The following is a 25,672-nucleotide window of genomic DNA, read 5'->3' as shown; positions in this document are numbered from 1 at the left end:
ACATGTTCATCCCCCACAGACTTGTGTTATTACCCTTATTATACAAAAAAGCTTGTAGACTTTGTCTACAAGCTGAAGCCTCCACAGCTGGAGGCTTTTTTCATTATCCTAAAAATTTCACGCAAACTGGATGAGGGACTGAGATGTCTGATTGTAAGACAGTGAGTCGTCCTGTTTCTTTGTCGCGTTTGTATAACACTAGGTTGCTAGATTCTTGGTTTGAACCGACGAGGAATTCTTCAGTTGGATCAAGCACAAAGTCTCTAGGCCAGTTTCCTTCAGATGAAGCAATCTCGACAAGACTTAATTGGCCGCCAGCATCTGCTTTAAAAATCGCAATGCTGTCATGTCCGCGATTTCCTGCATAAACAAATTGGCCGTCTGAAGAGACGTGAATGGCACTGCCTTGATTGTTCTCTGTAAAGTCACTTGGAATGGTTGCGATCGTTTGGATCTCTTCGAAATGACCATCTTCAAAGTAACGAAGCACAATCACCTCTGAGCTTAGCTCTGTCATCACATATGCCACAGGTTTCGTTGGATGGAATGTGATATGACGAGGACCGGTGCCTGGTTTTGTTTCAAATGTATGAGCAAGCTCGAGTTTGCCGTTTTCTTTCTTATACGTATAAATGCCATCTGTCCCAAGGTCAACAGCGACTGCAAATTGTTCATCTGGTGTCAGACCCATAAAGTGAGTGTGCGGTTTTTCCTGACGGTCTTCGTTAGGCCCAGTACCTTCATGCTGCGCCTGGGACAGCGTGCGGATCACTGAGCCATTTTCAGCATCGATTTCATACATCTCTGCTGTTCCTTTATGATAGTTTGCTGTAAAAGCTGTTTTTGTTTGACTGTCCACGCTGACGTGACAAGGAGAAGCGCCTTCGGCAAGTTCTTGGTTGATGAAACGAAGTGTGCCGGTTTCTGCATCGATTTGATAAGCAGCCACGCCGCCCTGTGATCCTTCTTTTACCACAGCATACACAAATTTTTGAGAATCTGAGACGGTTAAATATGTAGGATTTTCAAGTTCAGCAGCTACTTCTACTTGCTCAATCTGCTGCTTGTCCGTATTTAATGTAAAAGTATAAATGCCTTTACTGTCTCCCTTTGTATACGTTCCAATATAACCTCTGATGTTAGCCATGTATTGCCCTCCTTCTATAAGATGTTCTCATTCTATCATAAATTCATAGGAAAACGCTTTAGAAAGGCATACCAAAAGAAAATCAAAAGCGTTGGAATCTACCAGTATTCATTCAAAACAATGTGAAAAAATATGACAAACGGTTTCTCAAATGAAAAGTGTTCAGGTAAAGTAAATAAATTGAAGAAAAAATACAAAAAATTTTAAGTTTTTTCATTCCTTGTCTAGCAAAGGTGTAAGCGTATACATTTAATTTTGATTAGTCTAAATTGTCTAATAATTTTAAAAATGCTGTTGACACTGTATGGAAAGCGGCGTAAGATGGGTTCAACAAAAGCTAAACAAACACGAAAGAGCAAGCGTGAGACACTTCATTATAAAGTGTCTGAAAATTCAACTACTTTTTGTTTGAAAGAGAGGGTGCTCACTGAAAATGGAAGACCAAAAGGAACAGTGGATCTTTTTAAACGATGAACTCGTGAAAAAAGAGGATGCGAAAATTTCAGTTTATGATCATGGCTTCTTATACGGTGACGGTGTGTTCGAAGGGATACGCGTGTATAACGGAAATATCTTTCGAATGAAAGAACATTTAGACCGCCTGTATGATTCCGCCAGATCGATTATGCTGAACATTCCATATTCACTTGAGGAACTCACGGAAAAAATGATTCATACAGTTGAAAGGAACGGACTGAAGGATGCCTATATCCGCCTTGTTGTCTCAAGAGGAGCTGGTGATCTTGGTTTAGATCCAAACAACTGCGGGAGAGCCAACACAGTGATCATTGTAGAGCCGCTGGCCATCTTTCCAAAGCACCTATATGAAACAGGTATTGATATTGTGACGGTACCGACGAGACGAAATCGTCCCGATGTACTAAGTCCAAAAGTGAAATCATTAAATTATTTGAATAACATCCTTGTGCGAATCGAAGCCCATATGGCCGGTGTGAGTGAAGCGCTGATGCTGAACGATCAAGGGTACGTGGCAGAAGGTTCTGCAGACAATGTGTTTATTTATAAAAAAGGTAAGCTCTATACACCGCCAGGTTATATCGGCGCTCTTGAAGGCATCACAAGAAATGCCATCATGGAGATTGCAGAAGACTTAGGCTACGAAGTGAAAGAAGAACCATTCACAAGGCACGATGTGTATACAGCAGAAGAAGTTTTTCTAACAGGAACTGCAGCTGAAGTGATCGCCGTTGTAAAGGTTGACGGCCGTACAATCGGTGAAGGGAAGCCTGGGATTCACACTAACAAACTTCTTGAACAATTCCGCAAGCGAGTGGTTGAAGAAGGAGAAAAAGTCGTTTTTACAGATGAAAACATTCACGCAAGCTAAATAGATATCGATAAACGTTGAAGAGGACTAGTAGCTTTAGAGTCAGTATCTACAGAGAGCCGGTGGTAGCTGGAAACCGGTGTTACTTTCTAAAGTGAACTCACCTCTGAGTGTCTGCTTGAAATGATAGTAGGGCAGACCGAGTGACATTGCTCACTCGTTACCAAAATGGATGAAAGATGTCCATGAGACGGCAGCTGATTTTGCCGTGAACAAGGGTGGTACCGCGAAAAACAAAGCTTTTTCGCCCCTTTGACCTAGTGAAAAGTAGTGTCATTGTGGGGTGAGAAGGCTTTTTTATATGGTCTAAAATCTCAATCTTGAATAGAAAAGGGTGAAAAGACTTGACTGAAGCAAGACAAAGAGGAGGAAATCAAATGGGGACAAATGTACAAGTGGAGACGGAAACATCTAAAGCACCACAAACGATGAACGGTGCACTCATGCTAATTGAAGCACTTAAAAGAGAAAAAGTAGAAGTCATTTTCGGATATCCAGGCGGAGCGGTTTTACCGATCTACGATAAAATTTATGATTCTGGGTTATTCCATGTCCTGCCAAGACATGAACAGGGAGCGATTCATGCGGCAGAAGGATACGCAAGAGTATCTGGCAAACCAGGTGTTGTCATTGCAACATCAGGACCAGGAGCGACAAACCTAGTCACAGGAATTGCAGATGCAATGATTGATTCACTTCCTCTTGTTGTCTTCACAGGACAGGTGGCAACCTCAGTCATTGGATCAGACGCTTTCCAGGAAGCAGACGTGCTCGGCATCACAATGCCTATCACAAAGCACAGCTATCAGGTGAGAAATCCAGAGGAATTACCGGGCGTCATTAAAGAAGCGTTCCACATTGCAACGACAGGAAGACCTGGTCCAGTCTTGATTGATATTCCAAAAGATGTGGCAGGCATTGAAGGAACGTTTGAATACGATCAGCCAATTGATTTACCTGGTTATCAGCCAAAAGTGGAGCCGAACTATTTGCAGATTCGCAAATTAGTAGAAGCTGTCAGCAGAGCGAAGAAACCAGTCATTCTAGCAGGAGCTGGCGTTCTTCATGGCAAAGCATCTGAAGAATTAAGGCAGTATGTAGAGCAGCAGCAAATCCCAGTCGCTCATACACTGCTAGGACTTGGCGGCTTCCCAGCAAAGCATCCTCTTTTTCTAGGAATGGCTGGTATGCATGGCACATATGCGGCGAACATGGCTCTACATCAATGTGACTTGCTCATTTCAATCGGTGCGAGATTCGATGACAGGGTAACTGGCAATCTCAATCACTTTGCGAAACATGCAAAAGTAGCACATATTGATATAGACCCAGCAGAAATTGGCAAAAACATTCATACGCATATCCCGGTTGTTGGGGACAGTAAGTTAGTCCTTGAAGAGCTGATTAAGCAAGACGGGAAGCAAGGAGAGTCAGACGACTGGAAAAACCAACTAGATCAGTGGAAGGAAGAATATCCACTCTGGTACGTTGAAAACGAAGCAGAGGGCTTTAAACCTCAAAAGCTGATTGAATACATTCATCAATTCACAAAAGGTGAAGCCATTGTGGCAACAGATGTTGGACAGCATCAAATGTGGGCAGCACAGTTCTATCCATTTGAAAATGCAGATAAATGGGTCACATCTGGCGGCCTTGGGACGATGGGCTTCGGTTTACCGGCAGCCATTGGCGCTCAGTTAGCTGATCAAGAGGCAACGGTTGTGGCGATTTTAGGAGACGGAGGTTTCCAAATGACCCTGCAAGAACTTGCCGTTATCCGTGAGCTGAACCTTCCAGTGAAAGTGATTGTTCTAAACAATCACAGCCTTGGAATGGTAAGACAATGGCAAGAAATTTTCTACGAAGAACGCTACTCATATTCTAAATTTTCAGAGCAGCCGGACTTCGTTAAATTATCTGAAGCTTATGGCATTAAAGGAATCAGAATCTCATCAGACGAAGAGGCGAAAGAAAAGCTTGAAGAAGCGCTAACCTCTAGAGAGCCTGTTTTTATCGATGTCAATGTAGCGAGAGATGAAAAAGTATTCCCGATGGTAGCACCAGGGAAAGGACTTCATGAGATGGTGGGGGTGAAACCTTGAAAAGAATTATTGTGTTGACTGTATTAAATCGATCAGGCGTACTGAACCGAATCACTGGCCTTTTTACTAAACGACACTACAACATTGAAAGCATTACGGTCGGCCATTCTGAGATTCAAGATGTATCACGCATCACGTTCGTCGTCCATGTAGACCAAGAGAAAGACATCGAACAGCTGACAAAACAGCTGAACAAACAAATCGATGTTCTCAAAGTAACTGACATTACAAACCAATCAATCGTCCAGCGAGAGCTGGCTTTGATAAAAGTCGTTTCTGCACCAGCATCTAGAATGGAGATCACAGGGGTCATTGAACCGTTTAGAGCTTCTATTGTAGATGTGAGCAGAGAGAGTGTCGTCATTCAGGTGACAGGTGAGTCTTCAAAAATTGAAGCACTCATTGAATTACTTAAGCCATACGGCATTAAAGAAGTCGCCAGAACTGGCACCACGGCCTTTGCGAGAGATAATCAGCAAAAGCCGCAACAAAATAAAACAATTTCAATTGTCTAAACAAAAGGAGAGAGTCAAATGGTAAAAGTATATTATAACGGTGATATTCAAGAAAACGTATTAAATGGTCAAAAGGTTGCCATCATTGGATATGGATCACAAGGTCATGCACATGCATTGAACTTAAAAGAGAGCGGTGTAGATGTCATCGTCGGCGTGAGAAAAGGCGGATCTTACACGAAAGCACAAGAAGACGGCCATCAAGTATTCCCAGTAAAAGAAGCGGCAGCACAAGCAGATGTCGTGATGGTATTACTACCAGATGAGCAGCAAAAGAAAGTATATGACGAAGAAATCAAAGATCAATTAGAAGCTGGCAACTCACTTGTTTTCGCACACGGATTCAACGTTCACTTCCATCAAATTGTTCCTCCAAGTGACGTAGATGTGTATCTTGTAGCGCCAAAAGGTCCAGGACATCTTGTGAGAAGAACATATGAGCAAGGCGCTGGTGTACCTGCACTATTTGCTATCTATCAAGATGTATCTGGTCAAGCGAAAGACAAAGCGCTTGCTTATGCAAAAGCAATCGGCGGAGCAAGAGCGGGCGTTCTTGAGACAACATTTAAAGAAGAAACGGAAACGGATCTATTCGGTGAGCAGGCAGTCCTTTGCGGAGGTCTTACTTCACTAGTAAAAGCAGGATTTGAAACATTAACAGAAGCTGGTTATCAGCCAGAGCTAGCATACTTCGAGTGTCTGCATGAACTAAAACTGATCGTTGACCTTATGTACGAAGAAGGATTAGAAGGCATGAGATATTCAATCTCTGATACAGCACAATGGGGTGACTTCGTATCAGGACCACGCGTTGTGGATGCAAACGTAAAAGAATCGATGAAAGCAGTCTTGACTGATATCCAAAACGGAACATTTGCAAAAGAATGGATTGTTGAAAACCAAGTGAATCGTCCACGTTTCAATGCGATCAATGCTAATGAAAATGAGCATCAAATTGAAGTTGTTGGAAGAAAGCTTCGTGAAATGATGCCTTTCGTCAAACAAGGAAAGAAAAAGGAAGCGGTGAGCGTCGGTGCGGAAAATTAATTTTTTTGACACAACACTTCGAGATGGAGAGCAATCACCCGGAGTGAACTTAAATGCACAAGAAAAGCTAATCATTGCAAAGCAGCTTGAGCGCCTTGGGGTTAATATCATTGAAGCGGGTTTTCCCGCTTCATCCCGAGGGGATTTCTTAGGCGTACAAGAAATAGCAAGAACGATTAAAAACTGTTCTGTTGCTGGTCTTGCACGATGTGTGAAGGGTGACATTGATGCTGCATGGGAAGCATTAAAAGATGGAGTGGAGCCAAGGCTTCATGTCTTTATTGCCACTTCTGACATTCACCTGAAGCATAAACTAAAGAAAACACGTGAAGAAGTCGTAGAACAAGCTGTCTCCATGGTGAAATATGCGAAAGAACGTTTTCCAGTTGTTCAATGGTCAGCAGAAGATGCGTGCCGTACAGATCTTGCTTTCTTGGCAGAAATTGTAGAAAAGGTCATTGACGCTGGGGCGAGTGTCATTAACTTGCCAGATACAGTTGGGTACCTAGCGCCAAAAGAATACGGTAATATCTTTAAATATATGAAGGAACACGTTCCAAATATCGACCGTGTTAACTTGTCCGCTCACTGTCACGATGATCTAGGGATGGCTGTAGCAAACTCACTTGCAGCCATTGAAAATGGAGCAGATCAAATTGAAACGGCTGTCAACGGAATTGGCGAGCGCGCTGGAAATGCTGCTTTAGAAGAAATTGCAGTCGCTCTTCACATTCGAAAAGACTTCTATCAGGTCGAATCAACGATTCAATTGAATGAAATTAAGCGTACAAGTGATGTAGTGAGCAAATACTCAGGCATGATTGTGCCGCGTAATAAAGCAGTCGTTGGAAACAACGCTTTTGCACATGAATCAGGAATTCACCAAGATGGTTTCCTCAAAGAAAAAACAACCTATGAAATTATTTCTCCAGAGCTTGTCGGCGTGACAACAGATGTGCTTGTCCTCGGGAAACACTCCGGAAGACATGCGTTTAAAGACCGCATGAAAACACTAGGCTTTAAACTAACAGAAGAAGAAATCAATAAGTTCTTTGAGACTTTCAAGAACTTGACGGAGAAGAAAAAAGAAATCACAGATGATGATTTGATCTCTATTATATTAGAAGAAAAAGTAGCAGACCGAAAAATTGGCTACGAATTTGAAAGTCTTCAAGTGCATTATGGAACAGAACAAATGCCAACAGCAACAGTTTCTCTGAAAAACCAAGAAACGCAAGAAGTCATTCAAGAAGCAGCTACAGGCGCAGGCAGTGTAGAAGCTGTGTACAACACGCTGGAGCGCTGTATGGAGGAAAGAATTCATTTGCTAGACTACCGTATTCAATCAAATGGAAAAGGCAGAGATGCACTAGCCGAAGTATATGTCACTGTTTCAATAGAAGGAAAAGAAACAGCAGGACGCGGTGTAGCGCAAGATGTCCTGGAAGCATCGGCGAAAGCCTACGTCAATGCAGTAAACAGGCATTTAATCTTTAAATCAAATCTCATTGAAATTGAGAAACATCACGCGATCTCATAGGAAAGGAGGTAGGTCCTCATGAAAAAGAAAATTGCACTTTTGCCCGGCGATGGAATCGGACCGGAAGTTGTGACATCAGCTGTCGCTGTCCTCAAAGAGACAGCGGCTCAATTTAGGCACGAATTCGAATTCGAAACGGCGCTCATTGGCGGTATCGCAATAGATGAAAAAAACAATCCGCTCCCAAAAGAAACGGTTGATGTATGCAAGAGCGCTGATGCGATTTTATTAGGAGCAGTCGGCGGACCCAAATGGGATCAAAACCCACCAGAGCTTCGTCCGGAAAAAGGCTTACTCGCCATTCGTAAACAATTGGACTTATTTGCTAACATTCGTCCTGTCAAAGTGTTCGAAAGCTTAAGCGAGGCGTCACCGTTAAAACAGGATCACATTAACGGAGTCGATTTTGTCATCGTTCGTGAATTAACAGGCGGTCTCTATTTTGGTGAACCAAGTGAGCGCTATACAGATGAAGAAGGAAAAGAAGCTGCGGTTGATACGCTTCTTTATACAAAGGAAGAGATTGTCCGTGTACTAAAAGAAGCATTCGACATGGCGTTAACGAGACGGAAAAAAGTAACGTCTGTGGATAAAGCGAACGTTCTGGCTTCTAGTAAACTATGGCGGGATGCGGTAGAAGAAGTGGCTTCTCAATATTCAGACGTTGAATTTGAGCATATGCTCGTTGATAATGCCGCCATGCAGCTGATTTATAAGCCTGCACAATTTGATGTCATTGTGACAGAGAATATGTTTGGTGACATTTTAAGTGATGAGGCTTCAATGATTACTGGATCACTCGGTATGCTGCCATCTGCTAGTCTATCAAGCACCGGCCTTCATTTATATGAGCCGATTCATGGATCAGCACCCGATATTGCGGGGCAAAACGTCGCAAACCCTCTGGCAACTATTTTATCGGCAGCAAGCTTGCTTAGAACTTCCTTTGCGTTAGAAGAAGAAGCGGCTGCCATAGAAGAAGCTGTAGAAACTGTTCTTGCCTCAGGCAAAAGAACAAAGGATTTATCGGCAAAAGAGGGAACGTATCAAACAACTGAAGACATCACTCACGCAGTTGTAGACGCACTTAAGCAGCGCGTGAAAACAATTGTATAAATAGAATCTTGTGGAATTAGGTAGAGGGAGGAAAAGGGTTATGCCTCGAACAATCATCGAAAAAATATGGGATCAGCACGTTGTCAAAAGCGGCGAGGGGAAACCAGACCTTTTATATATTGATCTGCACTTGGTGCATGAAGTGACATCGCCTCAAGCGTTTGAAGGATTAAGACAAAAAGGGCGCAAGGTGAGAAGACCTCAAAATACGTTTGCGACGATGGATCACAACATCCCGACTGTGAATCGATTTGTGATCAAAGATGAGATTGCTAAAAAACAAGTGAGTGCTCTAGAGCGTAACTGTGCTGAATTTGGTGTGCGTCTAGCTGACCTACACAGTGTAGACCAAGGAATTGTCCATGTCGTTGGACCAGAGCTTGGTTTGACACTTCCGGGAAAAACAATCGTTTGCGGAGATAGTCATACATCCACTCATGGCGCATTTGGCGCACTTGCTTTTGGAATCGGTACAAGTGAGGTCGAACACGTACTTTCCACACAAACACTTTGGCAGCAGCGTCCGAAAACATTAGAAATTAGAGTAGACGGAAAGCTGCAAAAAGGGGTAACGGCCAAAGATGTCATTTTAGCAGTCATTGGTGCGCATGGCGTGAAGTTTGGATCAGGTTATGTCATTGAATACACTGGGGAAGTATTCAGAAACATGACGATGGATGAACGTATGACCGTTTGTAATATGTCAATTGAAGCAGGCGCAAGAGCAGGATTGATTGCACCTGATGAAGTCACCTTTGAATATTGCCGCGGACGCAAATATGCACCGCAGGGAGAAGACTTCGAAGCAGCGATTAAAGAATGGGAAGAACTTAAAACAGATCCGGGTGCAACCTATGATAAAACGATTGTTTTAGATGGGAATGAGATTTCACCAATGGTCACATGGGGAATTAACCCAGGAATGGTGCTGCCTGTAGATGCATCCATCCCAGGACCTGAAGATTTTGCGCAAGAAGATGATCAAAAAGAAGCGATTCGTGCGTACGAATACATGGGTGTTCATCCTCATCAGCGTATTGAAGATATTACGATTGAGCATGTGTTTATTGGCTCATGCACGAACTCAAGAATGACTGATTTACGCCAAGCAGCTTCTATGATAGAAGGACAAAAGGTAGCCGATCATGTCAGAGCGATTGTCGTGCCTGGCTCTCAAAGCGTCAAATTGCAGGCAGAAGAAGAAGGTCTTCATGAAATCTTCCTTGAAGCAGGATTTGAATGGAGAGAATCTGGCTGCAGTATGTGTCTCAGCATGAATAACGATGTGGTACCAGAAGGAGAACGCTGCGCATCTACATCAAACCGTAACTTTGAGGGGCGTCAAGGAAAAGGTGCGAGAACGCATCTTGTCAGCCCGGCAATGGCTGCAATGGCTGCAATACATGGCCGATTTGTCGATGTCAGGAAGTTTAATCAAGAGAAAACAGTCGTGTAAGGAGTTGTCATAGATGGAGCCTTTAGTCACACACAAAGGAAAAGCCGCTGTGCTTAACCGTATCAACGTAGATACAGATCAAATTATTCCGAAGCAATTTTTGAAAAGAATTGAACGAACAGGATATGGCCGGTTTGCCTTTTTCGACTGGCGGTACTTAGCCGATGGCAGCCCTAATCCTGATTTCGAACTGAATCAGCCGATTTATGAAGGAGCATCCATTTTGATCGCAGGAGAAAACTTTGGCTGCGGATCATCAAGGGAACATGCCCCTTGGGCACTTGATGATTATGGTTTCAAAATTGTCATCGCACCATCATTCGCAGATATTTTTCACCAAAACTGCTTTAAAAATGGGATGCTTCCGATTCGTCTTGATTATGATGTGTGGAAAACATTCGCTGCGTCATATGAGAACAAAGGGTATGAGATGACGGTTGATCTTGAAAAACAGCAAATAGAAGATCACGAAGGGAATATCACTCCTTTTGATGTGGATCCTCACTGGAGAGAAATGCTCCTGAATGGCTATGATGAGATCTCATTAACTTTACTACTAGAAGATGACATTCAAGCATTTGAAGATAAGCGCAGCAGCTGGCTGCGTGCGTAAACAACAAGAAGCCGTCCGCCCGAGGTGTGACGGCTTCTTTTTTGCATGAAAACCTCTCGTTACTTGTGTTTACTAACCTTCGTTGGTAAACTGATAAAAAATATGCGCCCGAAAGGAACGTAAGCATGAAACATGACAAGAAGAAAGATAATGTCATTTTGTTTCCTGGTCTGAAAGAAAGACTGATTGAAAAAGGAATGGCAGCATTAAAAGATAAACAGTATCAAGAGGCGCTTCACTTGTTTTCAGAAGCAAAATCTTATGATGACGATGAAGAATCCGATATTCATCTCGGTATGGCGATTTGTTTTCTGGAGCTGGGCGAGCTGCAGGATGCAAAGCGTGTGTGTGAAAAGATGCTGCATGAGGGATATGGTCATTACTTCACCGTGCTTCAAGTGTATATGACAATCTTGATTCAGCTGAAAGAATATGAAGAAGTGAAGCAGACAATTGAGGCGGTACTTGAGGAAAACCATCTTCCAGCAGAAAGCGCAGAGCATTTTTACAAGCTGCTCGAATTTAGTAGAAAAATGATCGAATCGCCTGAACAGATTTTAGATGAAGATGAAGATGAAGATGAAGAGGACGGCGGTGAAATCAATATAGATGATATGCTCGAGCGGCCAGAGGAGCAGGTGCAGTTCATCCATTCGCTGAAAGACCGAAACATCACGCCGCACATGGGTCTATTAAATACGATCCTACAAAAGCCTGATGGAAACCCTTTGGTGAAATCATTGATCCTGCAGCTTCTGTCAGATCATGATGTGGCAAAGCCGGTTCATGTGACGAAGTTCGGTGATTCGTTAACCCTTATTCCTTCTGAGGCTGTAAAGCCAGAGCAGATGCCGCTGCTTCAGCAAGTCCTTCGTAAGCTCGATGACACACTCGGCAATGAGAACCCAACCCTTTACCAAGGCGTGGAAGAGTTATGGCGCCGGCACTTATTTGTCCTATATCCATTTCTTCCTAAATACACAGATCCGAATCTCTGGGCAGCAGCACTTCATAAAGTCGGCTATGAAATGCATGGGATCGAGATTGACCTCGAAGAATTGCATCTATTGTATGAATTTGATGAACGAGAGCTGAGAGAAGCTTGCACAATGCTGAAAGATATTGAAGAAATTTCTTATTTGTAATTTGTCGATTTAGTTGAAAGACGGACTTGTTATGTTATAATATAATGGTTGTATTTGTGCATATATCGTGCAGTTGTCGATTCCAATGGTTGAAAGACGATATGTATAATCAAGTCAAATGTTGTATACATAATACCGCTTCTTTAGCGGCGTGCGTGGTTTTTAATTGGACGAAGTCTTTATGATGCTTTAGAATGTAACAACGCACAATCTGAATAGATTTTTGGAGGGAAACACACATGTCAGTAAAATGGGAAAAACAAGAAGGTAACGAAGGCGTCTTAACTGTAGAAGTTGATGCTGAAACATTTAACAAAGCACTTGATGATGCGTTTAAGAAAGTTGTTAAGCAAGTATCGATCCCTGGATTCCGTAAAGGGAAAGTACCACGTGGTCTTTTCGAACAGCGTTTTGGTGTAGAATCTCTTTATCAAGATGCATTAGATATTCTTCTTCCAGTTGAGTATCCAAAAGCAATCGACGAAGCTGGTATTGAGCCAGTTGATCGCCCTGAAATCGATGTTGAGAAAATCGAAAAAGGCGAAAGCTTAATCTTCACTGCAAAAGTAACAGTGAAGCCTGAAGTGAAACTTGGTGACTACAAAGGTCTTAACGTAGAAAAAGATGACGCTACTGTCACTGATGAAGATGTACAAGAAGAGTTAAAAGGCATGCAAAACCGTCAAGCTGAGCTTGTTGTCAAAGAAGAAGGCGCAATTGAAGAAGGCGATACAGTTGTTCTTGATTTCGAAGGATTCGTTGATGGAGAAGCATTCGAAGGCGGAAAAGCTGAGAACTACTCTCTTGAAGTAGGTTCTGGTTCATTCATCCCTGGTTTCGAAGAGCAGTTAGTTGGTCTTGAAGCAGGCGCTGAAAAAGACGTAGAAGTCACTTTCCCAGAAGAATACCACGCTGAAGACCTTGCAGGTAAACCAGCTGTATTCAAAGTGAAAATTCACGAAATCAAAGCAAAAGAACTTCCAGCTCTTGACGATGAGTTCGCGAAAGATGTTGATGAAGAAGTAGAAACTCTTGCTGAACTAACTGAAAAAACAAAGAAACGTCTTGAAGAAGCGAAAGAAAACGAAGCAGAAGGTAAACTTCGTGAAGAGCTAGTTGAGAAAGCTTCTGAAAATGCGGAAGTTGACATCCCACAAGCGATGGTTGACACAGAGCTAGACCGTATGATGAAAGAATTTGAACAACGCCTTCAAATGCAAGGAATGAACCTTGAGCTTTACTTCCAATTCTCAGGACAAGATGAAAATGCGCTGAAAGAGCAAATGAAAGAAGATGCTGCTAAACGCGTGAAATCTAACCTAACACTTGAAGCAATTGCTGCTGCAGAAAACTTACAAGTGTCTGATGAAGAAGTAGAAGAAGAGCTTTCAAAAATGGCTGAAGCATACAACATGCCAATTGAAAATATTAAACAAGCGATTGGATCTACTGACGCAATGAAAGAAGATCTAAAAGTTCGTAAAGCAATTGATTTTCTTGTAGAAAACCGTTAATATGGTGCATAATAATAAAACAGGGCGCGAGTGACTCGTGCCTTGTTTTGTACAATTTTTGACTTATCATCGCTTCTTTTGGAAACGATAGTGTAAGTCACATCTTTCTGTTATACATATCTCAATGTGCAGTGTTAGAAACACATCATTACCGTCTTTTAGGAAAGTATGGTAAAATGCATACATACTGGACCCAGAAAGGTAGCTGACTGTTAGCTACAGGCAAGTGAAGAAGAATAAGGGGTGAAAGAATGTTTAAATTCAACGAGGAAAAAGGTCAATTAAAATGCTCGTTTTGCGGAAAAACGCAAGATCAAGTGCGTAAACTGGTCGCAGGACCTGGCGTATATATATGTGATGAATGTATCGAGCTTTGCACGGAAATAGTTGAAGAAGAGCTCGGCACTGAGGAAGAAGTTGAATTCAAGGATGTTCCGAAGCCTCATGAAATTCGGGAGATTCTTGATGAATATGTCATCGGTCAAGAAAATGCGAAGAAATCCTTAGCTGTAGCGGTTTATAATCACTACAAACGGATCAATTCCAACAGCAAGATTGATGACGTTGAGCTTTCGAAAAGTAATATCTCTATGATTGGGCCAACAGGAAGCGGTAAAACATTACTTGCTCAAACGCTTGCTCGTATTTTAAATGTGCCATTTGCGATTGCAGATGCAACATCACTAACTGAAGCAGGTTATGTTGGTGAAGACGTAGAGAATATTTTACTAAAGCTGATCCAAGCAGCTGATTATGATGTAGAAAAAGCGGAAAAAGGCATTATCTACATCGATGAAATCGATAAAGTAGCAAGAAAATCAGAAAACCCTTCTATCACTCGTGATGTATCTGGGGAAGGTGTTCAGCAAGCACTATTGAAAATTCTTGAAGGAACTGTCGCTAGTGTACCGCCTCAAGGTGGACGTAAGCATCCTCATCAAGAATTCATTCAAATCGATACGACAAATATCCTCTTTATTTGTGGTGGAGCCTTTGACGGCATTGAGCAGATCATCAAACGCCGCCTAGGTCAAAAAGTCATTGGATTCGGTGCAGAAAATAAAATCGAAGATCTTGAAAAAGAAGTTCTTTTATCAAAAGTACTCCCAGAAGACTTGCTTCGCTTCGGTTTAATCCCAGAATTCATCGGCCGCTTGCCGGTTATTGCAAGCCTAGAGCCATTAGATGAAGAAGCGCTTGTAGAGATCTTGACAAAGCCTAAAAATGCACTCGTTAAGCAGTATACAAAAATGCTTGAGCTTGATGATGTAGAGCTGGAATTTGAAGAAGATGCTCTTAGCGAAATTGCGAAAAAAGCAATTGAGCGTAAAACAGGAGCTCGTGGTCTACGTTCAATTATTGAAGGCATCATGCTTGATGTGATGTTTGATCTTCCATCACGTGACGATATTGAAAAATGTGTCATCACTGGTGCAACGGTTGCTGATGGCGAGTCGCCGCGTCTTGTGTTAAAGGACGGCACAGTCGTCAATAAAGATACGAAAACATCTGCATAAGAGTGGTCTCGCTCCTGAATCTTTTTGATTCAGGAGTTTTTTATTTATCGTGGGAAGTTGTGTTTATTCCGTCCAGCTCTAGGAAATACTAGCAGACAGAAACCAATACATACGATAGATGAAGGAGGGAGCACGGATTGAGCTGGACAGGAATCGTATTATTCATACAACTGTTTTTTGGTATCGTCATCGGGCTGTACTTTTGGAACTTACTGCGAAATCAGCGCACACAAAAGGTGACGATAGACAAGGAGTCAAAGAAAGAAATGGAAGCACTCAGAAAGATGCGGTCAATCAAGCTGAGTGAACCTTTATCAGAGAGAGTCCGGCCAAAGGGGTTTCAAGATATTGTGGGGCAGGAAGACGGCATTCGTGCACTAAAAGCGGCACTATGCGGGCCGAACCCACAGCATGTCATCGTCTACGGACCACCGGGAGTCGGTAAAACAGCCGCTGCCCGTCTTGTGATGGAAGAAGCGAAGCGTCACGCTGATTCTCCGTTTAAAAAAGATGCGGTCTTTGTAGAGCTCGATGCCACAACCGCGAGATTCGATGAACGAGGCATTGCAGATCCGCTTATTGGTTCTGTGCATGACCCCATTTACCAAGGGGCTGGAGCAATGGGGCAGGCAGGCATTCCGCAGCCAAAACAAGGAGCCGTCACACATGCTCATGGCGGTGTTTTATTTATCGATGAAATTGGCGAGCTGCATCCGATCCAAATGAACAAAATGCTCAAAGTGCTGGAAGATCGGAAAGTCTTTTTAGACAGTGCCTACTACAGTGAAGAAAATACCCAAATCCCGAATCACATTCATGATATTTTCCAAAATGGACTTCCGGCCGATTTTCGATTGATTGGTGCCACGACAAGAACACCTGACGAAATTCCACCAGCGATTCGGTCAAGATGTCTGGAAATTTTCTTTAAAGACCTTGACCAGCATGAACTGAAAATCGTCGCTGCTAAGGCTGTCCAAAAAATTCAAAAGGAATTAAGTGACGAAGGGCTCAACCTGTTAACCTCCTATGTGAAAAATGGACGTGAAGCGGTCAACATGGTGCAGATTGCCGCGGGTATGGCGGTCACAGAAAACCGGAAAGACATTACGATTGAAGATGTCGAATGGGTCATTCATTCAAGCCAGCTGACACCAAGATATGAACAAAAAGTACCGGAAAAGCCAAAAGTCGGAGTAGTCAATGGACTGGCTGTGTATGGACCAAACAGCGGTGCCCTGCTTGAGATTGAAGTGAATATCTGTAAGGCGCTTGAAAAAGGCAGTATCAATATTACAGGGATTGCAGAAGAAGAAAGCATTGGCAATCAATCGAAATCCATTAGACGAAAAAGTATGGCCAAAGGGTCAGTTGAAAATGTATTAACGGTGCTTCGAAATTTAGGCATTCGGACAAATGAATATGACATCCATATTAATTTTCCAGGCGGTGCCCCAATTGATGGACCGTCTGCTGGAATTGCCATGGCGACCGCAATCTTCTCAGCCATACATCAAATTCCGATTGATCATCTGACAGCCATGACGGGTGAAATCGGATTGCAAGGTCAGGTGAAGCCGATCGGTGGTGTGATACCGAAGATTAAGGCAGCGAAGCAGGCTGGTGCCACAACTGTCATTATTCCTTATGACAACCAGCAGTCAATCTTAAAAGAGATTGAAGGGGTCACTATTGTGCCTGTGAAGCACTTCCAAGAGGTGCTGGATCAGTGTCTGGTCAACCCGCCAGACGAGAAGAAAGATGGACTAGAAGACGAAATGAAAAGAAAATCTGTTTAATCCCCATCATATATGGGGATTTTTTAGTGAAATAGATCTTTTTTTCTTTTTCAAGATAAAAAGAAAGGGTATACTACGGTAAGATCAACATTTCTCAAGTCTTTTACATTGTACAAGACTGAAACAGGTATATTATAATGATTCATACTAGTGACGGAGGTGTCAATCAACATGGCAGATGAAATCAAAAAGAATGTTCCGCTCCTTCCATTGCGAGGTTTGCTTGTTTATCCAACAATGGTCTTGCATTTGGACGTTGGACGCGAAAAGTCTGTTCAAGCATTAGAACAGGCGATGATGAACGATCATATGATTTTTCTAGCAACACAGCGGGAAATTTCAATAGATGAACCAGGTGAAGAGGAAATTTTCAAAGTCGGCACCTACACAAAAATTAAACAAATGCTGAAGCTGCCAAATGGAACGATTCGTGTACTCGTTGAAGGCTTAAATCGAGCGCAGATCGAATCGTATGTGGAGCTTGAGGACTATACGTCTGTCGACATTAAAGAATTGGCAGAAGAAGAATTAAAGGACGCAGAAGCAGAAGCACTCATGCGTACATTGTTAGATCACTTTGATCAATACATAAAAATTTCTAAGAAAATCTCAGCTGAAACATATGCAACAGTGACGGATATTGAAGAACCTGGGAGAATGGCAGATATCGTTGCTTCCCACCTGCCGCTCAAATTAAAGGACAAACAAGAAGTGCTGGAAACAGTGGATGTCAAAAAACGGCTGAACCGGGTCATCAGCTTAATTCACAATGAAAAAGAAGTACTCGAGATTGAAAAGAAAATCGGGCAGCGCGTGAAACGTTCAATGGAACGGACGCAAAAAGAATATTATTTACGTGAACAAATGAAAGCTATTCAAAAAGAGCTTGGAGACAAAGAAGGGAAAACTGGGGAAGTCAGTTCTTTAATGTCTAAAATTGAAGAGTCGAGCATGCCAGATTCTGTTCGTGAAACGGCGCTCAAAGAATTGAATCGTTATGAAAAAATTCCTTCAAGCTCTGCTGAGAGCTCTGTGATTCGAAATTATATTGATTGGCTGATCGGCCTCCCGTGGGGCATCTATACAGAAGATCGTCTCGATTTAAAGCTTGCAAGTGAAATTTTAGATGATGAGCATCACGGGCTGGAAAAGGTCAAAGAACGGGTGCTTGAATATCTTGCTGTACAGAAGCTGACCAATTCACTAAAAGGACCGATTCTTTGTTTAGCAGGACCTCCTGGAGTAGGGAAAACGTCACTTGCTAAATCGATTGCCAAATCACTTGACCGAAAGTTTATTCGTGTTTCCCTTGGCGGTGTGCGCGATGAGTCTGAGATTCGTGGACATAGAAGAACGTATGTAGGTGCGATGCCAGGCCGTATTATTCGCGGAATGAGCAAGGCAGGAACGATGAATCCAGTCTTCCTTTTAGATGAAATCGATAAGATGTCCTCTGATTTTAGAGGTGATCCATCTTCTGCGATGCTCGAAGTCTTAGACCCAGAGCAAAATCATAACTTTAGCGATCACTATATTGAAGAAACATTTGATTTGTCTCAAGTGTTATTTATTGCTACTGCCAACAATTTAGCAACCATTCCAGGTCCACTTCGTGATAGAATGGAGATTATCACGATTGCAGGGTATACAGAGGTTGAAAAAGCAGAAATTGTGAAAGATCATCTTCTGCCGAAGCAGCTAAAGGAGCACGGATTAAAGAAAGGGAACTTGCAGCTTCGTGAAGCAGCGATTTATGATACGATTCGCTATTACACAAGAGAAGCGGGTGTTCGTGGATTAGAGCGTCAGCTTGCGGCGATATGCCGTAAAGCAGCAAGAGCAATTGTGGCTGAAGACCGCAAACGTATCACGGTGACGGAAAAGAACTTATCTGAATTTCTTGGAAAAAGACTTTACCGTTATGGTCAGGCTGAAACGACAGACCAAGTGGGTGTTGTCACAGGACTTGCGTATACCACTGTTGGCGGAGATACCTTGTCAATTGAGGTATCACTTTCTCCGGGTAAAGGCAAGCTGTTGTTAACAGGTAAGCTTGGTGATGTCATGAGAGAATCTGCACAGGCGGCATTCAGTTATATTCGTTCGAAGGCAGATGAACTGAACATTGATCCTAATTTTAATGAAAAGCATGATATTCATATCCATGTTCCAGAGGGTGCGGTTCCTAAGGACGGGCCATCAGCTGGTATCACCATTGCGACGGCTCTTGTATCAGCCCTCACAGGACGACCTGTGTCAAAAGAGGTTGGTATGACAGGAGAGATTACGTTAAGAGGAAGAGTGCTTCCAATTGGCGGACTAAAAGAAAAAGCATTAGGCGCACATCGTGCAGGACTGAAAACCATTATTCTTCCAAAGGACAATGAGAAGGATATTGATGATATTCCTGAAAGTGTGAGAGAAGGACTAACCTTTATTCCGGTCTCGCATTTAGATGAGGTGCTTGAGAAAGCGTTGGTAGGAGAGGGAAGATGAAAGTAACAAAATCAGATATCGTCATTAGTGCGGTAAAACCAGAGCAGTACCCAAGCGGGGGACTGCCTGAAATCGCTCTTGCTGGACGATCAAATGTTGGGAAGTCCTCGTTCATCAACTCATTGATTAATCGTAAAAATTTAGCGCGTACGTCTTCTAAACCAGGTAAGACTCAAACGCTTAATTTCTACATCATCAATGATATGCTCCATTTTGTGGACGTTCCAGGCTACGGCTTTGCTAAAGTGTCAAAAACAGAGCGTGAAGCCTGGGGTAGAATGATCGAAACGTATATTACAATGCGTGAAGAATTAAAAGCAGTCGTCCAAATTGTGGACCTGCGTCATAAGCCATCAGTAGATGATGTGAACATGTATGAATTCCTGAAATATTACGGAGTTCCTGTGATCGTCATCGCAACAAAGGCGGACAAAATTCCAAAAGGCAAATGGGAAAAACATGCGAAAGTCGTCAAACAGACGCTTGATATTGCCCCATCTGATGAACTAGTCCTATTCTCTTCTGAAACAAAAAAGGGAAAAGACGAAGCCTGGAATGCCATTCTTGCGAAGATTAATAACTAAAAAAAGGCATCTGTCATGAGCAGATGCCTTTTTATTGTATAAGTTATTTCCTTTTTAAAAATAATAAGAGGAGACTGACAGCAATCAGTACATAAGGCCAGTACAATTCAAAACCGGAAGTAGGGATCGAAAGGGAACTTAGCTGCTTTGTAATTTGCTGAAAGAAATAAAGGAACAGACCGAGTGCAATGAGAACAACACTTTCAATACGATATTCTTTTTTCTGAGATGATTTCACAAAAAGAGCAAGTCCAACGATGAATACGATCATCGTAAATGTGTCTGGCCAGTAGTCCAATTTTGGCTGAAGAATAAAGTGTAGCGAAAGGCCCGTCATCAGCATACCGATAAACACATGAGCGCTTTCTTGCTCCTTCTTTCCTTGATATAAGAAAGCAAGGCCAAAAAGCAGTACGAGTGTATACCATTTCTCTTGATCCTTCCAAATGTCAAATTGACCTCCTGAGAGAATGGCATATAGCGCTACAGCCAGCAAAGTGAGCGGCAGCAAAATGGATTTCTTCTTCAAAGATGTCACCTTCTTTTAAGCAGATCATTTGTCCGCACGCGCCAAATCTGGTAAATTGCTTGAAGTGATGATATGGCATAATCGGTGTCGAACATTTTTCTACTATATCACAACATTTTTGAAATCTGTTCACAATTTTCATCCAGTTAAAAATGAATATATGTTATAATCATTATAAATAATAAATTCTATATTGTAATTATTATAAATTAGACAGGGCGTTGGGGGTGCAAGCTGAAGTTATGCATATTCTTGTTGTGGGTTTAGATTATAAAACAGCCCCTGTTGAGATACGGGAACAGCTGAGCTTTGAACCGAGCGAGCTCGGAACAGCGATGTCCAAGCTTAAAGAAGAAAAAAGCATTCTAGAGAATATCGTCATCTCAACATGTAATCGAACAGAGATCTACGCAGTGGTAGATCAGCTTCATACTGGACGGTTTTATATAAAAAGATTTTTAGCTGATTGGTTTGGTTTAGAAAAGGAAGATGTCTCGCCATATTTGAAGTTCTATGAAAATGATGGAGCGGTCGAGCATTTATTCCGTGTGGCCTGTGGACTTGATTCCATGGTGATTGGCGAAACACAAATACTTGGTCAAGTGCGCTCTAGCTTTAAAGTAGCTCAAGAGGAGAAGACCATTGGTACCGTTTTCAATTATTTATTCAAACAGGCGGTCACCGTTGCAAAACGCTCTCATGCGGAAACAGACATTGCGTCTAATGCCGTGTCTGTCAGCTATGCAGCTGTCGAGCTTGCGAAAAAAATCTTTGGACGTCTTTCTGATAAACATGTCCTGATTCTTGGTGCGGGTAAAATGGGCGAACTAGCGGCTCAAAACCTTCAAGGTCAAGGGATTGGTCAAGTAACGGTTATCAATCGAACATATGAGAAAGCAAAAGAATTGGCAGGCCGTTTTTCAGGAGAGCCTAAAAGCTTAAACCAATTGGAAAAAACATTATCTGAAGCGGACATTTTAATAAGCTCCACTGGTGCGAAACAATTTGTCATTACAAAAGAAATGGTCGAAGGTGCGAATAAAAAGCGGAAAGGCAGACCACTATTTATGGTGGATATTGCTGTGCCTCGTGATTTAGATCCAGCCATTTCTGAAGTAGAAGGTGCTTTTTTGTATGACATTGATGACCTTGAGGGCATCGTGGCAGCTAACTTAAAAGAACGCCGTGCGGTGGCTGAGCAGGTTGAGCTCCTCATTGAAGCAGAAATTGTGGAATTTAAGCAATGGCTGAATACGCTTGGTGTGGTTCCTGTCATTTCTGCACTTAGAGAAAAGGCGCTGACGATTCAAGCGGATACGATGCAGAGTATTGAGCGAAAGCTTCCGAATCTCACACACCGTGAAATGAAGCTATTAAATAAACATACGAAAAGCATTATCAATCAAATGCTGAAAGATCCTATCTTAAAGGCAAAAGAAATTGCCGCAGAGCCGAATGCAGAGGAAAAACTTTTACTCTTCAAAGAAATCTTTGATTTACAGGTTGAAGATGAAGAGCAAAAGGTGGAGCCTATGCAGGTGGAGCAAGGGTCATTTCAGCTGTTTAAACCAAATATGGCACAAGGCCTTGCTACAGTTGCTAGTGAGTGATTAAGCGATGATGGAATCCATTGTAGCGAGACTAGGCGAAGCGACGACCTTGATCTATGCACTAAGTGTCTTGTTCTATTTCATAGATTTTCTTCAACACAACCGGAAGGCTGGAAAAATAGCTTTCTGGTTGCTTTCTATTGTCTGGCTGCTGCAAACAGTCTACATGTTCTATATTATGATGGAAACAGACCGATTCCCTGTGTTGAATGTAGCAGAGGGGTTATATTTTTATACGTGGGTGCTTGTGACACTTTCACTTGTTCTCACAAAGGTCTTGCGTGTTGAATTTATCGTCTTTTTTACAAATGTCATCGGTTTTTCCTTGATGGCAATTCACACCTTTACACCATCTGATCTTCACTCAGCAGAACTAACAGGGAAGCTGACGAGTGAATTGCTTGTAATTCATATTACGATGGCGATTTTATCATACGGTGCCTTTTCACTTTCATTTGCTTTCTCTCTTCTCTATCTCTTTCAATATCGTTTGCTGAAAAAGAAAAAATGGGGAAAATGGCTTCTAAGAATTGAAGATTTATCGAAGCTTGATCATATGGCATACGTATTAAACATTATTGGCGTGCCGATGCTCTTACTTAGTTTGATTCTTGGCATCATTTGGGCGTATATTTCGTATGATACGTTGTACTGGACAGATGCAAAGGTGCTTGGTTCGTTTATTATGCTGTTTTTATATGGTGTTTACTTATATATCAGATTGGTGAGAAATATGCAGGGCAAAGTCGTGGCACTGTGGAATGTCGGTTCATTCCTTGTGCTGATGATCAATTATTTTCTGCTTGGTAGCTTATCAACCTTTCATTGGTTTCAATAAATAATGATGAGTCTTAAGGGCATTGTCGGGAGGAAGACGAATTGCGTACAATTAAAGTAGGTTCTAGAAGAAGTAAGCTTGCAATTACACAAACAAAATGGGTCATTCAAAAGCTGTCTGAACTAAACCCTTCTTATTCTTTTGAAATAAAAGAGATTGTGACAAAGGGTGATAAAATTTTAGATGTAACCTTATCAAAGGTTGGCGGAAAAGGACTGTTTGTCAAAGAAATTGAACAGGCGATGCTGAATCACGACATCGATATGGCCGTTCACAGTATGAAGGATATGCCGGCTGCTCTTCCTGAAGGGTTAGTCATTGGCTGTATTCCTGAGCGTGAAGATGTAAGGGATGCTCTTATTTCGAAGGATCATCTGCGTCTTCACGAGCTGCCGAATGGTGCTATTGTGGGAACAAGCAGCTTGCGGCGCAGTGCCCAGCTTCTTCAAGAAAGACCAGATCTGAACATTAAATGGATTCGAGGAAACATTGATACACGATTGGAAAAGCTCAAAAATGAAGAATATGATGCCATTATTCTAGCGGCTGCCGGTCTGTCCAGAATGGGCTGGAGCAAAGATGTCGTGTCTGAATTTTTATCTCCTGAGACTTGCCTGCCCGCAGTTGGCCAAGGCGCTTTGTCAATTGAGTGCCGCGGAGATGATGAAGAGCTATTGCAGCTCCTCGCTCAATTTACGAATGAATACACGAAGAAAACGGTTCTCGCTGAACGAGCCTTCCTCAAACAAATGGATGGCAGCTGTCAGGTGCCGATTGCTGGCTATGCAACGATGAATGAGCGTGATGAAATTGAACTGACGGGTCTTGTGGCATCTGCTGATGGACACACGATTATTCGAGAAACTGTATCAGGCACTGACCCTGAGGCAATTGGAACAGCATGTGCGAAGCAGATGGCTGATAAGGGAGCAAAGGATTTAATCGACAAGGTGAAAAAGGATCTGTCCTCCCAATGACCATAGGCCAATCGCTTCACGGACAGACGGTGCTTGTCACTCGAAATGAACGTCAAGCGGGTGTGTTTCAGCAGAAGATTGAAGAGCTGAACGGCCATGCTGTTTTAACCTCTCTTATACGGTTTGAGCCTACGCTCACAAATGAAAAAGCGCAGGCCTTTTTAAAGGACTTAGAAAATAGCCAATGGCTTGTTTTCACGAGTGTAAATGGTGCGTCTTTTTTTCTGAACTACATAGAGGACCATCATTTACATAAAAGTTTATCCCATTTGAAAGTAGCTGCGGTAGGTGAGAAAACCTCTGCCTATCTTGAGCAGCACGGCTTGAAGGTGGACGTAGTACCAGAACGATTCATAGCGGAAGAGCTTGCAGATGCGCTGCTTGACCATGTGCATCCGGGAGAGCGTGTGTTTGTAGCAAAAGGACACCTGTCTCGAGATGTCGTGAAGAAAACGCTTGTGCCACTTGGCATAGAAATAAAAGAATGGATTTTATATGAAACGGTTAAGGATGAGGAAGGGATTGCCGCTCTTAAAACGGCAATGGCGAAGCAATCATTTGATTTTATTACATTTACGAGCTCATCGACTGTCCATTCATTTATGCATGCCATGGAGGCAGATGCAGCGAAGCTGGCTGCTTCTGACACCTGTTTTGTGACGATCGGTCCTCTGACAAAAGAGGCACTGCTTCAATACGGGATTTCTTCTGAAACCCCAGATACTTATACGATAGACGGAATGCTTGAATTGATGTGCCGTTTATCTGAAAGGAAGTTGAATCAATGATGAAATTTAACAGACACCGCAGACTGCGGACAAGCGCAGGAATGAGAGAATTAGTCAGAGAAACCTTTTTAAGACCATCTGATTTCATTTATCCGATCTTTTTTGTAGAGGGCGAAAATGTCCGAAAAGAAGTCCCTTCAATGCCGGGTGTTTATCACATTTCAGTGGACCTTGTAAAAGAAGAAGTCCAAGAGCTTGTCGATCTAGGCATCAAATCAATTATTGTATTTGGTGTTCCAGATCATAAAGACCATGTGGGCAGTGAAGCATATCACGACCATGGCATTGTGCAAAGAGCAACGCTTGAGATCAAAAAGCATTTCCCAGAGCTTGTGGTCATTGCAGACACTTGCTTATGCCAATATACAGATCATGGACATTGCGGAATCGTTGAAGATGGTGAAATTTTAAATGATGAATCTCTTCAGCTATTAGCGAAAACTGCTGTTAGTCAAGCGCGCGCAGGTGCAGATATCATTGCGCCTTCAAATATGATGGATGGATTTGTGGTTGCCATTCGTGAGGCGCTTGATGAAGCTGGCTTTATTCATGTACCTGTCATGTCATATGCTGTGAAATATGCAAGTGCATTTTACGGTCCGTTTCGTGATGCGGCGCATAGCACACCGCAGTTTGGAGATCGTAAAACATACCAAATGGACCCTGCAAACCGTTTAGAAGCATTAAGAGAAGCGCAATCTGACGTAGAAGAGGGAGCTGACTTCCTCATTGTCAAACCATCCCTTTCTTATTTAGATATTATGCGTGATGTCAAAAATGAATTTACACTGCCTGTTGTTGCTTACAATGTGAGCGGAGAATATGCAATGGTCAAAGCCGCTGCTCAAAATGGGTGGATTTCTGAAAAAGAGCTTGTTCTTGAAATGCTGACAAGCATGAAACGTGCAGGAGCAGAACTTATCATTACGTATCATGCAAAAGATGCAGCAAAATGGCTCTCAGAATAAAGAACGGATAGACTGGAGGACGT

Annotated in this window: 21 protein-coding genes and 1 other annotated feature; of the genes, 19 read left to right on the top strand and 2 right to left on the bottom strand. The window is 42.5% G+C overall.

The features are described from left to right. Positions 1-103: 103 nt before the first annotated feature. Positions 104-1,147 (bottom strand): lactonase family protein, encoded by a 1,044-nt coding sequence (locus SB660_RS09360; RefSeq protein WP_410582257.1) that lies wholly within the window; start codon positions 1,145-1,147, stop codon positions 104-106. Between the two features lie 433 nt (positions 1,148-1,580). Between SB660_RS09360 and ilvE the strand changes: the two genes are divergently transcribed. The 14 genes from ilvE to yihA all read left to right on the top strand — a co-directional run bounded on the left by ilvE (position 1,581) and on the right by yihA (position 19,939). Beyond that, positions 1,581-2,495, top strand: a complete 915-nt coding sequence (ilvE, locus tag SB660_RS09355) for a branched-chain-amino-acid transaminase (RefSeq protein WP_058014516.1) — start codon at positions 1,581-1,583, stop codon at positions 2,493-2,495. Between the two features lie 8 nt (positions 2,496-2,503). Beyond that, positions 2,504-2,750: a binding site (T-box leader), on the top strand. A 122-nt stretch (positions 2,751-2,872) separates the two neighbouring features. Next, positions 2,873-4,597, top strand: coding sequence for an acetolactate synthase large subunit (gene ilvB, locus SB660_RS09350; protein WP_410582255.1), 1,725 nt, complete (start codon positions 2,873-2,875; stop codon positions 4,595-4,597). Continuing rightward, positions 4,594-5,112 carry an acetolactate synthase small subunit gene (gene ilvN / locus SB660_RS09345; protein WP_003216637.1) on the top strand — a complete coding sequence of 173 codons (519 nt, stop codon included), beginning with the start codon at positions 4,594-4,596 and terminating at the stop codon, positions 5,110-5,112. Before ilvB ends, ilvN begins: the two co-directional genes overlap by 4 nt. An 18-nt stretch (positions 5,113-5,130) precedes the next feature. Beyond that, positions 5,131-6,159 (top strand): ketol-acid reductoisomerase, encoded by a 1,029-nt coding sequence (gene ilvC / locus SB660_RS09340; RefSeq protein ID WP_410582253.1) that lies wholly within the window; start codon positions 5,131-5,133, stop codon positions 6,157-6,159. Next, positions 6,146-7,699 carry a 2-isopropylmalate synthase gene (locus SB660_RS09335; protein WP_058014518.1) on the top strand — a complete coding sequence of 518 codons (1,554 nt, stop codon included), beginning with the start codon at positions 6,146-6,148 and terminating at the stop codon, positions 7,697-7,699. Before ilvC ends, SB660_RS09335 begins: the two co-directional genes overlap by 14 nt. Before the next feature lie 18 nt (positions 7,700-7,717). Beyond that, complete coding sequence (gene leuB / locus SB660_RS09330; RefSeq protein WP_410582250.1) at positions 7,718-8,815, top strand: 3-isopropylmalate dehydrogenase; 1,098 nt, start codon at positions 7,718-7,720, stop codon at positions 8,813-8,815. Positions 8,816-8,855: 40 nt separating this feature from the next. After that, positions 8,856-10,271, top strand: a complete 1,416-nt coding sequence (leuC, locus tag SB660_RS09325; RefSeq protein WP_034661700.1) for a 3-isopropylmalate dehydratase large subunit — start codon at positions 8,856-8,858, stop codon at positions 10,269-10,271. 13 nt (positions 10,272-10,284) lie between these two features. After that, positions 10,285-10,884: a 3-isopropylmalate dehydratase small subunit gene (gene leuD / locus SB660_RS09320; protein ID WP_060596899.1), complete on the top strand. Its 600-nt coding sequence runs from the start codon at positions 10,285-10,287 to the stop codon at positions 10,882-10,884. A gap of 125 nt (positions 10,885-11,009) precedes the next feature. After that, a complete protein-coding gene (gene ddcA / locus SB660_RS09315; RefSeq protein WP_410582248.1) occupies positions 11,010-12,029 on the top strand; it encodes a DNA damage checkpoint antagonist DdcA in 1,020 nt (339 codons plus the stop codon). A gap of 239 nt (positions 12,030-12,268) precedes the next feature. Beyond that, entirely contained in the window at positions 12,269-13,543 is a 1,275-nt protein-coding gene (gene tig / locus SB660_RS09310) for a trigger factor (RefSeq protein WP_410582246.1), read from the top strand. Positions 13,544-13,794: 251 nt separating this feature from the next. Further along, the gene (gene clpX / locus SB660_RS09305; protein ID WP_058014522.1) at positions 13,795-15,060 is read left to right on the top strand and encodes an ATP-dependent protease ATP-binding subunit ClpX; all 1,266 of its coding nucleotides are present in this window, start codon (positions 13,795-13,797) and stop codon (positions 15,058-15,060) included. A gap of 137 nt (positions 15,061-15,197) precedes the next feature. Beyond that, entirely contained in the window at positions 15,198-16,859 is a 1,662-nt protein-coding gene (lonB, locus tag SB660_RS09300) for an ATP-dependent protease LonB (protein ID WP_012010784.1), read from the top strand. A 171-nt stretch (positions 16,860-17,030) separates the two neighbouring features. Continuing rightward, positions 17,031-19,355: an endopeptidase La gene (gene lon / locus SB660_RS09295; protein ID WP_169056868.1), complete on the top strand. Its 2,325-nt coding sequence runs from the start codon at positions 17,031-17,033 to the stop codon at positions 19,353-19,355. Beyond that, positions 19,352-19,939: a ribosome biogenesis GTP-binding protein YihA/YsxC gene (gene yihA, locus SB660_RS09290; RefSeq protein ID WP_003216344.1), complete on the top strand. Its 588-nt coding sequence runs from the start codon at positions 19,352-19,354 to the stop codon at positions 19,937-19,939. Before lon ends, yihA begins: the two co-directional genes overlap by 4 nt. A 43-nt stretch (positions 19,940-19,982) precedes the next feature. On the opposite strand, the gene SB660_RS09285 is transcribed toward yihA, so the two are convergent. Further along, the gene (locus SB660_RS09285; protein ID WP_044139987.1) at positions 19,983-20,468 is read right to left on the bottom strand and encodes a hypothetical protein; all 486 of its coding nucleotides are present in this window, start codon (positions 20,466-20,468) and stop codon (positions 19,983-19,985) included. Between the two features lie 242 nt (positions 20,469-20,710). On the opposite strand from SB660_RS09285, the gene hemA reads away from it, so the two are divergent. Genes hemA through hemB form a run of 5 tightly spaced genes read left to right on the top strand, consistent with a single transcriptional unit; the run spans position 20,711 to position 25,649 of the window. Then, positions 20,711-22,078 carry a glutamyl-tRNA reductase gene (hemA, locus tag SB660_RS09280; protein ID WP_058014525.1) on the top strand — a complete coding sequence of 456 codons (1,368 nt, stop codon included), beginning with the start codon at positions 20,711-20,713 and terminating at the stop codon, positions 22,076-22,078. A 7-nt stretch (positions 22,079-22,085) separates the two neighbouring features. Then, a complete protein-coding gene (locus tag SB660_RS09275) occupies positions 22,086-22,916 on the top strand; it encodes a cytochrome c biogenesis protein (protein WP_058014526.1) in 831 nt (276 codons plus the stop codon). A gap of 41 nt (positions 22,917-22,957) precedes the next feature. Further along, positions 22,958-23,893, top strand: coding sequence for a hydroxymethylbilane synthase (gene hemC / locus SB660_RS09270; RefSeq protein WP_180310419.1), 936 nt, complete (start codon positions 22,958-22,960; stop codon positions 23,891-23,893). Beyond that, positions 23,890-24,681: a uroporphyrinogen-III synthase gene (locus tag SB660_RS09265; RefSeq protein WP_410582241.1), complete on the top strand. Its 792-nt coding sequence runs from the start codon at positions 23,890-23,892 to the stop codon at positions 24,679-24,681. The genes hemC and SB660_RS09265 overlap by 4 nt, the downstream gene beginning before the upstream one ends. Then, positions 24,678-25,649: a porphobilinogen synthase gene (gene hemB, locus SB660_RS09260; protein WP_034661673.1), complete on the top strand. Its 972-nt coding sequence runs from the start codon at positions 24,678-24,680 to the stop codon at positions 25,647-25,649. Before SB660_RS09265 ends, hemB begins: the two co-directional genes overlap by 4 nt. Positions 25,650-25,672 lie beyond the last annotated feature (23 nt).

This window comes from Bacillus sp. SIMBA_005, assembly GCF_046535585.1.
Taxonomy (GTDB): Bacteria; Bacillota; Bacilli; order Bacillales; family Bacillaceae; genus Bacillus; species Bacillus pumilus.
Note: the sequence above shows the minus strand (reverse complement) of the source record. Positions and strands in the feature narration are given on the sequence as shown.

Bases quoted from the DNA above. Each gene is read 5' to 3' on its own strand.
- ilvC (WP_410582253.1), top strand. From the start codon at position 5,131: ATGGTAAAAGTATATTATAACGGTGATATTCAAGAAAACGTATTAAAT.
- ilvB (WP_410582255.1), top strand. From the start codon at position 2,873: ATGGGGACAAATGTACAAGTGGAGACGGAAACATCTAAAGCACCACAA.
- hemB (WP_034661673.1), top strand. From the start codon at position 24,678: ATGATGAAATTTAACAGACACCGCAGACTGCGGACAAGCGCAGGAATG.
- clpX (WP_058014522.1), top strand. From the start codon at position 13,795: ATGTTTAAATTCAACGAGGAAAAAGGTCAATTAAAATGCTCGTTTTGC.
- SB660_RS09265 (WP_410582241.1), top strand. From the start codon at position 23,890: ATGACCATAGGCCAATCGCTTCACGGACAGACGGTGCTTGTCACTCGA.
- SB660_RS09360 (WP_410582257.1), bottom strand. From the start codon at position 1,147: ATGGCTAACATCAGAGGTTATATTGGAACGTATACAAAGGGAGACAGT.
- ddcA (WP_410582248.1), top strand. From the start codon at position 11,010: ATGAAACATGACAAGAAGAAAGATAATGTCATTTTGTTTCCTGGTCTG.
- yihA (WP_003216344.1), top strand. From the start codon at position 19,352: ATGAAAGTAACAAAATCAGATATCGTCATTAGTGCGGTAAAACCAGAG.
- tig (WP_410582246.1), top strand. From the start codon at position 12,269: ATGTCAGTAAAATGGGAAAAACAAGAAGGTAACGAAGGCGTCTTAACT.
- ilvE (WP_058014516.1), top strand. From the start codon at position 1,581: ATGGAAGACCAAAAGGAACAGTGGATCTTTTTAAACGATGAACTCGTG.
- lon (WP_169056868.1), top strand. From the start codon at position 17,031: ATGGCAGATGAAATCAAAAAGAATGTTCCGCTCCTTCCATTGCGAGGT.
- SB660_RS09275 (WP_058014526.1), top strand. From the start codon at position 22,086: ATGATGGAATCCATTGTAGCGAGACTAGGCGAAGCGACGACCTTGATC.
- leuB (WP_410582250.1), top strand. From the start codon at position 7,718: ATGAAAAAGAAAATTGCACTTTTGCCCGGCGATGGAATCGGACCGGAA.
- leuC (WP_034661700.1), top strand. From the start codon at position 8,856: ATGCCTCGAACAATCATCGAAAAAATATGGGATCAGCACGTTGTCAAA.
- leuD (WP_060596899.1), top strand. From the start codon at position 10,285: ATGGAGCCTTTAGTCACACACAAAGGAAAAGCCGCTGTGCTTAACCGT.
- hemA (WP_058014525.1), top strand. From the start codon at position 20,711: ATGCATATTCTTGTTGTGGGTTTAGATTATAAAACAGCCCCTGTTGAG.